An 11,366-nucleotide genomic window follows, 5' to 3' on the forward strand; every position below is an offset into this window, starting at 1 on the left:
AGGAGATAACATGGATAAGGAACCATTCAAACAGAATGAGACCAATATCGAAAATGATGATACCTTAACAACAAGACAAGGGCATCCTGTTACCAATAACCAAAATATTAGAACGGTAGGTAATAGAGGTCCTGCAACTTTAGAGAACTATGATTTCATAGAAAAAATTAGCCACTTTGACCGTGAAAAAGTGCCAGAGAGAATTGTTCATGCACGTGGGGCAGGAGCACATGGTTATTTTGAGACATACGGAACGGCTGGTGATGAACCAGTTTCCAAATACACCAGAGCAAAAGTTTTTCAGGAAAAAGGAAAACAAACCCCAGTATTTGTACGCTTTTCTACGGTTGTCCATGGGAATCACTCCCCCGAAACCGTACGTGATCCTAGAGGGTTTGCCGTGAAATTTTACACAGAAGATGGAAACTGGGATTTAGTTGGAAATAACCTGAAAATCTTCTTTATTCGTGACGCAATGAAGTTTCCTGATATGATTCATGCCTTTCGTCCCGATCCAGTGACTAACTATCAAGACTCCGAGCGTTTCTTTGATTTCTGTGCAAATTCCCCAGAATCATTCCACATGGTAACTTTTATTTATTCACCTTGGGGCATTCCAGCAAATTACCGAATGATGCAGGGGTCTGGAGTAAATACGTATCGTTGGATTAATCAAGAAGGAAAAGCCGTACTGGTGAAATATCATTGGGAACCAAAGCAAGGTATTAAGAATTTAACGATGGAAGAAGCAGCGGATATTCAAGGAAAGAACTTCAACCATGCAACACAAGATTTATATGAGGCTATTGAACGCGGTGAATATCCAGAATGGGAGCTATTTGTACAAATTATGGAAGATGGCCCTCACCCAGAGTTGGATTTTGATCCACTTGATGATACCAAGTTATGGCCGGAAGATAAATTCCCATGGCTGCCAGTAGGTAAAATGGTTTTAAATAAAAACCCCGAAAATTACTTTACCGAAGTAGAACAAGCAGCATTTGGTACTGGTGTGCTTGTCGATGGACTAGACTTTTCAGATGATAAAATGTTACAAGGAAGAACGTTTTCTTATTCTGATACACAGCGCTACCGCGTAGGTGCAAATTATCTTCAAGTTCCGATTAATGCTGCAAAAAAACGAGTTGCAACCAATCAAGAAGGCGGACAATTAAGACATCAAAACGATAAAGCACCAGGCCAAAATCCACATGTTAACTATGAACCTTCCATTTTAGGTGGATTAAAAGAAGCAGAACAAACCGGGAAAGAACATAGTCCACATGTAGAAGGAAAACTGGTACGTGAATCCATTGACAGAAATGATAATACCAAGCAAGCTGGTGAAACATATCGTCGTTTTGAACAATGGGAGAAGGATGAGTTAATCAAGAATCTTGTTAATGATTTGTCTACTTGTGATAAACGTCTGCAGGATAAAATGATTGCTTTAGCAGAAGAAGCAGATGAAGAATACGGACGACGTCTAAGAGAAGGTTTAGAAGAGAAAAGTAAAATGAAAGCCAATACGAAGATGGAATTTGGCGAAGAAATGCACCCACTTGGAGCAAAAGACGCACAACAAGCTGTGAAAGATGCAGTTGAAAAAGGACATGATGCAGAACCATATTAATGTTGAAACCTCGGCATTTTCCTGATGCCGAGGTTAACTACATTCTAATCCGTATGCTCCAATAACTAGAACTTTACTCAAGCAACTTTTGAAGGACGAATATATTTTGATACTAAGCCATGCTTTGGTGAAAAGAAAAAACTAACCATAAACACAAGTCCAGTTGCAAATGCCATAGACCCAGATATAGAAGTATCGATCCAAGCAGCAATATAATAACCAACAATGGATGAGACAACTCCAAATGTTCCACTTAAAACAAGCATAATCAAAAGCTTATCTGTCCATAGATAGGCAGCTGCAGCAGGTGTAATTAACATGGCAACTACCATTATGGCCCCTACCGCATCAAAGGAAGCTACCGTTGTAATGGACACAAGCCCCATAAATACATAGTGCATGAATAAAACTGGTATTCCTAAACTAGCTGCCAAAGCTGGGTCGAAAGAGGTTATTTTCCACTCCTTATAAAAAGCTATGATAAAAAAGAGTACAACTACTAACACCAGTAGTAGCAATCCAGCAGCTTCAGGAATTTCCCCAATAATTGGAATGGTTATCGTATGGAAGGGTATAAAAGTGATTTCCCCCATTAGCGCATGCTGCACATCTAAATGCGCATTGCCAACAGAAGTTGCGATTAATATTACCCCAATAGCAAATAAAGTTGTAAATACAATTCCCATGGAGGCATCGTGCTGTACATTTAGGGTATGGAGCCATTGGACAAAAAACGCTGTCAATAATCCAGCTAAAATCCCACCAATGAGCATCGCTGGACCACTAACTTCTCTCGTGATGATAAAGGCAACTACAATTCCCAGTAAGACTGTATGACTAATCGCATCTGCCATCATCGCTGTCTTCCTAAGAATGAGGAAGACACCAACAATCCCACAAGAAAGTCCAACCAATGCTGCTGTTAGAATAATCCAAGCTGTGTAAGTCATTTTTACTTCGCCCCTTCCGCTTTCATCTGCATTCCATTTCGCACCCTTTTCTGATGTAATCGATATTGAATATAATTAATAAATAAGCCTTTTTGTTTTCCAAATACAAGCGAGAAAGCAAAAATACTTGCAGCTACTACTACGATAAAAGGCCCCGTTGGCAGACCGCTTCCCAATGCACTTATCAACGTGCCTACAGCACCTGAAATACCTCCAAATAAGGCAGAGAGAAGAATCATCACAAGAAAAGATTGTGTCCAATATCTAGCACTAACCGCCGGGATAATTAACATCGCTGCCATCAAAATCACCCCTACAGCTTGAATACCAATAACAATTGTTGTCACAAGCACAATCGTATAGAAAGCATTCATACCTTTTATCGATAGTCCAATGCCCTTGGCAAACTCCTGATCAAAAAGATAGATTTTCCATTCTTTATATCCGACTAATACAACAAGGATAACTAGTAAGGCAAGGATAAGCATGGTAATAACGTCTGATTTCACCATTGATGCCGCTTGACCATATATAAAGCTATCCAGTCCACTCTGGTTTCCACCAGGGGAGCGATTAGCAATTGTAAGCAGCATAATTCCAAACCCATAAAACACTGCTAGAATCATTCCCATTGCAGAGTCTTCCGATATGCGGCTCGCGTTCGTTATCCATTGAATAAGAAACGCACCAACTAAAGCGCTGATTCCTGCACCTACAATCAATACGAGTAAATTTTTCTCCGCAAACAGTAAAAAAGCAACCACAACCCCTGGCAAAGCCGCATGCGACAAAGCATCACTCATTAAGTTTTGCCTCTTCCAATATGCTAAGCATCCAATAATCCCTGCAGCTATACCAAGAATCATTGTACTAACCAATACCCACTGAGTATTGCTATTTAAAAGAATGGAGCTCATACTGCCTTTCTCCTCCCATCCATCTCATGTTACCACCATAGGCATCTGCAACATTTTCTTTTGTAAATACTCGCTCTGTTTTTCCATGATGTAATACGGTGCGATTAAGTAACAAAACATGGTCAAAGTAATTTTCCACCGTTTGTAAATCATGATGAACAACCATCACTGTTTTTCCGATAGACTTTAGTTCCTTTAATATAGTCATAATTGCTTGTTCTGTCGCAGCATCCACTCCCGCTAATGGTTCATCCATAAAATAAATATCCGCATTTTGTACTAGGGCACGAGCCAAAAATACTCTCTGCTGTTGCCCACCTGAAAGCTGACTAATTTGCCGATCAGCATAATCTTTCATTCCCATTTTTTCTAATGCAGATAATGCCTGCTTACGATGTTTTTCTTTTGTCTTTTTCAGCCATCCAATTTGCCCATAAAGCCCCATTGTGACGACATCCAAAGCATCAGTAGGGAAATCCCAATCGACAGAACCACGTTGAGGAACATAACCAATTCTTTTTTTTACCTTTGGAAACGGCAAACCAAAAAAGGAAACCTTTCCAGTTAAAGCAGGGTGTAGATTTAACATTGTCTTAATTAATGTAGATTTTCCCGCACCATTAGGTCCAACAATTCCTGTTAAAGTGCCTGGTTTTACTTCGAAGTTCACATTGTGAAGTACCGTATTTTTTCGATACGAAGCTGACAAGTTCTCGACCTCAATTAAAGTCTTCGCCATTTCAATCTACTCCTTTACTTAATGCCTTATAAATCGTCTCTACATTATGCCGGTACATGCCAATATACGTTCCTTCTTCCGTATTTGGCTCACCCATTGCGTCCGAAAATAACTCTCCACCTAAATCAACTTCCATACCATCATTGGCCGCCCCCTCTATCACTGCCTGAATAGAGTCCTGATTAATACTACTTTCTACAAAAATAGCCGGAACTTCAAATTCCTTAATTATTTCAATAGTACTATTTATATCCGATACACCAATTTCATCTTCTGTACTTAACCCCTGTAACCCCACTACCTTCATGTCATGCATAGCTCCAAAATAACCAAAAGCATCATGCGCTGTTACGAGCACCCGTTGTTTCTCTGATATATCTGCTAACTTTTCCGATTCTTTTTTCAGTTCATTCAATCTTTCAAAATAATTCAGTTTATTTTCTTCAAAGTAATCCTTATGTTCTGGTGCATAAGCTTTTAATTCTTCAACTGCTTCTTCTAAAGCTGTTTGCCATAATTCGAGATCGAACCAAATATGAGGATCAACTGCTCCTTCTTCATCTTCCAATAATAAATCTGCTGAAATAACCTCTCCAATAGCTAATACAGGTTTCGATTCTCCAATCTGATTAAATATTTCTACCATATTGGCTTCTAAGTTCAATCCATTATATAAGATGATATCTGCTCTATCTACTTTGGATATATCACTTTGAGTTGGATTGTATAAATGTGGGTCAACGGATGGACCCATTAAACTTTCCACTTCAACGAGGTCTCCACCAATAACCGAAATTGGTTCTCCAATTTGTGCGATTGTGGATACAACCTTGATTTTTTCATTAGGACTTTCACCTGCATTCCTACTTCCCTCGTTTGCCTCCAAACCACACGCAACTGTAAACAGCATCAACGTACTAATCACAAAAATACCACTTATATTTTTCATGAAACGAACCATTTTTCCCTCTCCTTTTAGTTTTTATTCAGACTCTAAATTTTGCCCTTAGTAAATTTTATTAGTTACCCCTAATTTTATTCTCTATTTTGAGTTTGTCAATATATTTTAGTTATATATTACATTTTTTCCTAAAGGAAACTTTTCATGTTCTTAATTCTATGATTCTAGGCAAAATGTTGTGACAAAAATCAAAACAAAAACCCCTTTCGAATTGAAAGAGGTTTCCTGCTTAATGTTTTAGGGAAGGTTTCGATGAATAAGGTCTAGTACTTTTTGTAGTTCTTTTACTCCAACTTGTCCTGGAGCAGAGGCCTTTTTTGCAGCTCCAAAGGTAACTGCAGATCCGAATAATTCTCCAGCTACCCGACTAATAACTCCTTCACCAGCCATTGACATTGATATAATGGGACGATTAGCATAATTATTTTTCATTTCCAAGGTTGCTTCTAGTAAAATTAATACATCTTTTGCATCCCTAGGCATCACTGCAATTTTTGGTAAATCCGCACCAAGATCTTGAGCTTTTCTCAAGCGAGATACTACTTCTTCTTTTGGAGGAGTTTTTTCAAAGTCATGATTAGAAAGAATCACCTTTACACCATTTGCGTGAGCCACCTTTATTAAATCAGTTACTGTCTTCTCTCCACTAAATAATTCTATATCAAGAAGATCAATCTGTTTTGTCTCAGCAACAGCTTTATTCAATTTAAAATACAACTCCTTGGTGACTTCTTTCTCTCCTCCTTCTCTTGCATTTCGAAAAGTAAATATCAGAGGAATGTTTTGCAGTCTTTTTCTAACTTCTACTAATGCATGTTTCACTGCTTCCAAATCTTCTACTAACTGAAAGAAGTCGACTCGCCATTCTACCAGGTCGATTTCCAAGTTTTGAAGATAATCTGCTTCCTCCAGTAATTTATCCAGCGTATCGCCTACCATAGGAACACAAATTTTAGGTGTACCTTCCCCGACTGTTACATCCCTAATTGTTAATTTCCCCATCATGCTCCTCTCCTTCTACCACTATTTTGTTTCTACATTACCTTAAGTATTGACAAATCGCTAGTGTTTAGTAAAGAGGAAATTGACAATTTCACTTCCATGTATTATGGTTATATACACAGGTATATAACCATATAACCATAACACCATAAATGAGGTGGGATAGAATATTGAGCAACCATTTCGATAGCAATAAACCAATTTTCATTCAGATAAGAGAAAGGATTGAAGATCAAATCGTTAATAATCAATTAATCGAAGGGGATCAAGCTCCTTCCACTACTCAACTTGTTAATTTTTATAAAGTAAATCATGCTACAGTTTCCAAGGGAGTAAATCAGTTGGTTGATGAAGGTATCCTTTTTAAAAAACGCGGTGTTGGGATGTTTGTAGCAGAAGGAGCAAAGACTAAATTAGTAGAAAAGCGAAAAGAGTTATTTGTAGATAATTATGTTCTTGGTTTAGTAGAAGAGGCAGATAAATTAGGTATTTCAGAAAAGGAAATAGTTCAATTAATAAAAAAAGTGAAAGGAAGTAAGTAAAAATGACATTCGCTATAGATATAAGAAACCTTTCTCTAAATTATAACGATTTTACTGCACTTAAAGATATGTCTTTTCATCTGGAAGGTGGGAAAATTTATGGATTACTTGGGAGAAATGGTGCTGGCAAAACATCATTACTATCCTTGTTATCCTCCTTTCGCAAACCTTCTGATGGAATAATAAAAATAGCTGGAGAGGCCCCCTTTGAAAATGCGAATATAATGGCAAACGTAGCTTTTATCTACGAGAAGGATTATTCAGATGAAACGGAAAAAGTGAAGGGAATGCTTGAATCAGCAGAGAGATACCGACCAAATTATGATGCAGAATATGCTGATTATCTAATTAATATATTTAAACTACCATTAGAAAAGCCTGTTAATAAGCTTTCCAAAGGTATGCAATCTGCCCTTAATGTCACACTGGGATTGGCCTGTCGAACTCCAGTAACGATATTTGATGAAGCTTATCTTGGTATGGATGCACCAACTAGAGAGATCTTTTATAAAGAATTATTGGCCGATCAAGAAAGACACCCAAGGACGATTATATTATCTACCCATTTGGTATCAGAGATGGATTATTTGTTTGATGAAGTTCTTATTATCGATAAAGGGAATTTAATTCTTCACGAAGAATACGAGACATTAGCTTCTAAGGGTGCCTCTATCACCGGATCAGCTAACACAGTAGATGATTTTGTCTCAATCATGACTCAGTTAAGTGAACAACAATTAGGTGGGACGAAATCTGTCATGGTATTCGGATATTTAACCGAGGAAAATAGAAGAGAAGCAAAACAAAAAGGACTAGATGTTGGCCCCATTTCCCTTCAAGATTTATTTATTCATTTAACAAGGGAGGAAGATTAAATTGCAACAAAATAGAATATACTCCAAAGTAGCGCTTGATATGTTTTCCGTACAACTTATCTGGTCCCTATGGTTCATTGGATTTGTTTTATTAGCACAAATTGTCATGGTTATTATTTCTATAAACACAGGTAACAATATAGGGGACTTTATACTTTTCTCACATGGCTCCACCAAAATATATATGCTAGTTATTGGTATTATTTCTAGCTATGGATTTTTAACATTCTATGTAAATCATGGTATAACAAGAAAGGACTATTTTATTGGTACAGCAATAGCAGCACTTGGAATAGCAATTGCACTTGCCGTAATCGCTACAGTGATAACTGCTTTAGAATACGGCCTTATAGAATGGTTTAATATACCAGTTTCAGTTGACAAGACCGTAACAGAAAATGTTATTAATAGTTCTGATAACAGTATCACTATCATGCTACCAAAAGCAATTGTTAGTTCATCCATCCTGGTTCATAGTAGTAGCTGGATTGTTTCTCTTTTGATGTATATTTTAAATACACTCACTTATTATGTAATTGGCTGGTTCATTGGTGTAGGTTATTATAAATATGGATGGGTCATTGGGTTTGGTTTTATTGCTTCCTCTCTAGTGTTTCTAATTACAGGAGACTTGCTATGGGGAACAGAATTGGGTGAGCCTTTATCCAATTGGTTCGCTTTCCAATCGGTAAATTTGCCTCTCTGGGGTTCATTTGTAGGTTCAATTATTTTAATAGCATTAATCTTAGTCCTTATACGTGCACTTACGCGTGAAATATCAATTAAAATGTAAGATGGAAAGGAGAATCAGATGAATTTTATAAAAAGATTGTTTGACTGGATGCTTGCAATAGGATTGCTATTATTAGTAGGACGTATTGCTACGGCTATATTCCTGTTTCTCGACATTCCGTTTACTACTTTTTTTAAAGATTACAGTCTTATATCTGTAACTATTCTAATCATTGGGTTAGTTGGACAGCAGGTTATGAAGGATAAGTCCTAAACAAATATATAGTTATTAAGCTCCCGTATGTATCACATTATACATACGGGAGCTTGTATTAGGAATTTGCTTTACACCGCTAAAAGAGAGGGGGAATATGATTTCCCAAAAAATCAGTTCATCACTAGCTAGAAGCCGACATGAATAATATATCGAGAAACAAGTAAGAGGAAATGCAATAAAATTATCACTTTGAGGTTTATAAGAAGGAGAAAATGGGTATGTATTTATATCGTTATAGCGCTTATAACTGGTGGAAATTAGCAAATTGATCAAACGTTTGTTTAATACATATGTTCTAGATCAAACGTTTGTTTTAATTTATTGCTTTTAAACAAACGTTTGATTAATTGCTATGTTTCAATAAAATGTAGCTCTTCACAGATGGGTATAAGAGTTTTGTTTCTCTAGAACAACTCTGTTAACTCAACTGCTGTTCAGCAAACTTCCGATATAACTCATGGGTTTCTATTAATTCCTGATGGGTTCCCATTCCTGTTAATTTCCCTTTTTCAATAAAAATAATTTTATCTGCGTCAACAATGGTGGATAGCCTGTGGGCAATAACAAAAGTCGTACGCCCTACCATCAATCGAGACAATGCTTCTTGAACGGCGTGTTCCGATTGGCTATCTAAACTTGCCGTCGCTTCATCAAGCATTAGTATCTTGGGATCCCTAAGAAAGGCCCTTGCAATATTTATACGTTGCCTTTGTCCCCCAGAAAGTTTCACACCACGTTCTCCCACTTCTGTATCCAGTCCCTCCGAAAATGACTTGATAAATTGGTCAGCATAAGCCATTTCAGCAACTTTCCATAATCGCTCATCAGATATTTCATCCGAATTGTTTAGGCCATAGGTTAGATTATCACGAATGGTTCCCGCCATCATAGCACTTTCCTGAGAAACATAGCCAATTTGGCTTCTCCAGGATTGCATCGATAAGGCTTGGATTGGTGTCTCCCCTACCCTAACCTCACCAGATATTGGCTCATAATACCTTTCTATTAATCCAAATAGAGTTGTCTTTCCACCGCCACTTGGACCAGCAAAGGCTATCATTTCTCCCGGTTGCGCTAGGAACGAGACATTTTCTAGTACTATTTCCTCTTTATCATATGCAAAGCAAACATTGTCAACATATACAGGTTTATTTGAGATATCCTCTTCTATACCGTGCTGACTAGCTTCCTCTGATATTTTTAAAATACTAATAATGCGTTCAGTAGCACCTTTTGCTTTTTGTAATTCCGTAAAGAACATCGCAAAAGAAGTGATTGGATAAATGATTTGGAATAAATAAAGCAAAAATGCTACAAGGGAACCAGTTGACATCGTTCCTTCAGCTACACGAATTCCACCATATCCAATAATTAATACAATCACCAACATCATGATTGTATACATAAAAGGACCAATGAGCGCAAAAATCCGCGCTTCTCTTAATCCAAACTGATATAACTTCGAAATACCGCTTTTACCCTTCTTCTCTTCCACGTGTTCAGCTGTAGAAGCCTTCATTAAACGTGCTTCACTAAGTGTTTGTTGAATCTCGCCAGTAAATTTAGCCGTTTCATCCTGCATTCCTTTGGATATTTTCGCCATTCTCGCTCCCAGTGGCATCATTATAACCAATGTAACTGGAACTGCAATTAACATGAACAACGTCATCTTCCAATCCATGATTAATAAGATAACGATGGCCCCAATGATGGTTATAAAACCAGTTATAAACTGTGGAAAGTGCTGGGAAATCAAATCCTTTACAATACCCGTATCATTAACAACACGGCTAACAGATTCCCCACTGGCATGTTTATCAAAGTAACTGACTGGTAAGCGAATCAGTTTAAACCACATCATTTCACGTAATCTGGCAACAATCCTCTGTCCTATAGCTGCTAATATGTAGGTTGATACTCCATCTACTACTGCTTGTAAAATAAATACGACAAAAATAATGATGATCAGTGTGGTGCTTATCGCATCCATTGAAAATCCATCTACCAATTCTCGTGTTAACAACGGAATGGAAAGGCCAATTAGCATGGTAATAATACTTCCAATCAACCCAAATACTAAAGCCCATTTTGGTATATTCGTTGATAAAATTAGCGAAATAAAAGGTTTTATTCCTGCTTTTTCTTGTTTAGCCAATGATTTATCTCCTGTCTAAAATTTCTATACGTTAAGTTCTTTATTCATTCTATACTACACAGACAAATTTATTAACTGAAAGGTAATACTTGTTTTTAAAAGGCTCTTTTCGTATAGTTTATTGCTTTTTGAAGTTTTACAGTTGATAGAAACTTCGGATATATTTAATTAAAAATAGTGCTCTGCTTTACAGCCGCTACGGAAATACACTACGCTTTCCGCGGGGAGCTGGTGAGCCTCCTTCGTGCTGTCGCACTACGTAGTCTCACCGATGCTCTTCTTCCCGCAGGAGTCTTCGTGTATTTCCTTCGCTATGTTGTCAGCTCCACTTGTATAAACAAGAAATATGCTATTTTCAAGAATAATAATGGTCTGGCGATTTCAAGAACTTTCATCTCAAAAATATCTTATGCATCTATCTTAGCGGAGGCAGAATACGTAGACTCCTGCGGGAATAGCACGTGTCCGAAGACCCCACAGCGGTGGTTTTTCCGCGAGGAGGCTGAGGCCGTGCCCGCGGAAAGCGAAGTATTCTGCCGGAGCGAATGATCGCACATATCAAAAATAAGTGTGAGCGAGATCT

General features: G+C 37.6%; 11 protein-coding genes. 5 read left to right on the forward strand and 6 right to left on the reverse strand.

Going from position 1 to position 11,366, the window contains the following annotated elements; all coding sequences use genetic code 11:
- The first annotated feature begins 10 nt into the window (after positions 1–10).
- Entirely contained in the window at positions 11–1,633 is a 1,623-nt protein-coding gene (locus D8M06_RS18425; RefSeq protein ID WP_121206049.1) for a catalase, read from the forward strand.
- Between the two features lie 77 nt (positions 1,634–1,710).
- On the opposite strand, the gene D8M06_RS18430 is transcribed toward D8M06_RS18425, so the two are convergent.
- From D8M06_RS18430 to aroD, 5 genes are all read right to left on the reverse strand, one after another.
- Positions 1,711–2,583, reverse strand: coding sequence for a metal ABC transporter permease (locus D8M06_RS18430; RefSeq protein ID WP_121206050.1), 873 nt, complete (start codon positions 2,581–2,583; stop codon positions 1,711–1,713).
- Between the two features lie 2 nt (positions 2,584–2,585).
- Complete coding sequence (locus tag D8M06_RS18435) at positions 2,586–3,500, reverse strand: metal ABC transporter permease (RefSeq protein ID WP_121206051.1); 915 nt, start codon at positions 3,498–3,500, stop codon at positions 2,586–2,588.
- On the reverse strand, positions 3,478–4,239 hold the full coding sequence (locus tag D8M06_RS18440) for a metal ABC transporter ATP-binding protein (RefSeq protein WP_121206052.1): 762 nt from the start codon (positions 4,237–4,239) through the stop codon (positions 3,478–3,480). Before D8M06_RS18440 ends, D8M06_RS18435 begins: the two co-directional genes overlap by 23 nt.
- 1 nt (position 4,240) lies before the next feature.
- Complete coding sequence (locus D8M06_RS18445; RefSeq protein ID WP_121206053.1) at positions 4,241–5,200, reverse strand: metal ABC transporter solute-binding protein, Zn/Mn family; 960 nt, start codon at positions 5,198–5,200, stop codon at positions 4,241–4,243.
- Between the two features lie 237 nt (positions 5,201–5,437).
- Positions 5,438–6,202 carry a type I 3-dehydroquinate dehydratase gene (gene aroD / locus D8M06_RS18450; protein WP_121206054.1) on the reverse strand — a complete coding sequence of 255 codons (765 nt, stop codon included), beginning with the start codon at positions 6,200–6,202 and terminating at the stop codon, positions 5,438–5,440.
- A gap of 170 nt (positions 6,203–6,372) precedes the next feature.
- On the opposite strand from aroD, the gene D8M06_RS18455 reads away from it, so the two are divergent.
- The 4 genes from D8M06_RS18455 to D8M06_RS18470 are packed head-to-tail and all read left to right on the forward strand — an operon-like array spanning position 6,373 to position 8,625.
- The gene (locus D8M06_RS18455; RefSeq protein ID WP_121206055.1) at positions 6,373–6,744 is read left to right on the forward strand and encodes a GntR family transcriptional regulator; all 372 of its coding nucleotides are present in this window, start codon (positions 6,373–6,375) and stop codon (positions 6,742–6,744) included.
- A 2-nt stretch (positions 6,745–6,746) separates the two neighbouring features.
- Positions 6,747–7,619: an ATP-binding cassette domain-containing protein gene (locus D8M06_RS18460; protein WP_121206056.1), complete on the forward strand. Its 873-nt coding sequence runs from the start codon at positions 6,747–6,749 to the stop codon at positions 7,617–7,619.
- A 1-nt stretch (position 7,620) separates the two neighbouring features.
- Complete coding sequence (locus tag D8M06_RS18465) at positions 7,621–8,412, forward strand: hypothetical protein (RefSeq protein ID WP_121206057.1); 792 nt, start codon at positions 7,621–7,623, stop codon at positions 8,410–8,412.
- Positions 8,413–8,430: 18 nt separating this feature from the next.
- Positions 8,431–8,625, forward strand: a complete 195-nt coding sequence (locus tag D8M06_RS18470; RefSeq protein ID WP_121206058.1) for a hypothetical protein — start codon at positions 8,431–8,433, stop codon at positions 8,623–8,625.
- 421 nt (positions 8,626–9,046) lie between these two features.
- Here D8M06_RS18470 and D8M06_RS18475 read toward each other — a convergent pair whose 3' ends face one another.
- Positions 9,047–10,675: an ABC transporter ATP-binding protein gene (locus tag D8M06_RS18475; RefSeq protein WP_241558995.1), complete on the reverse strand. Its 1,629-nt coding sequence runs from the start codon at positions 10,673–10,675 to the stop codon at positions 9,047–9,049.
- Between the last annotated feature and the right edge of the window lie 691 nt (positions 10,676–11,366).

Origin of the sequence: Oceanobacillus halophilus, from assembly GCF_003628505.1 — a bacterium.
Lineage (GTDB): Bacteria > Bacillota > Bacilli > Bacillales > Amphibacillaceae > Oceanobacillus > Oceanobacillus halophilus.

Coding starts and splice junctions, on each gene's coding strand:
- D8M06_RS18425 (WP_121206049.1), top strand. CDS start 11: ATGGATAAGGAACCATTCAAACAGAATGAGACCAATATCGAAAATGAT.
- D8M06_RS18475 (WP_241558995.1), bottom strand. CDS start 10,675: ATGCTAATTGGCCTTTCCATTCCGTTGTTAACACGAGAATTGGTAGAT.
- D8M06_RS18460 (WP_121206056.1), top strand. CDS start 6,747: ATGACATTCGCTATAGATATAAGAAACCTTTCTCTAAATTATAACGAT.
- aroD (WP_121206054.1), bottom strand. CDS start 6,202: ATGGGGAAATTAACAATTAGGGATGTAACAGTCGGGGAAGGTACACCT.
- D8M06_RS18430 (WP_121206050.1), bottom strand. CDS start 2,583: ATGACTTACACAGCTTGGATTATTCTAACAGCAGCATTGGTTGGACTT.
- D8M06_RS18440 (WP_121206052.1), bottom strand. CDS start 4,239: ATGGCGAAGACTTTAATTGAGGTCGAGAACTTGTCAGCTTCGTATCGA.
- D8M06_RS18435 (WP_121206051.1), bottom strand. CDS start 3,500: ATGAGCTCCATTCTTTTAAATAGCAATACTCAGTGGGTATTGGTTAGT.
- D8M06_RS18470 (WP_121206058.1), top strand. CDS start 8,431: ATGAATTTTATAAAAAGATTGTTTGACTGGATGCTTGCAATAGGATTG.
- D8M06_RS18445 (WP_121206053.1), bottom strand. CDS start 5,200: ATGGTTCGTTTCATGAAAAATATAAGTGGTATTTTTGTGATTAGTACG.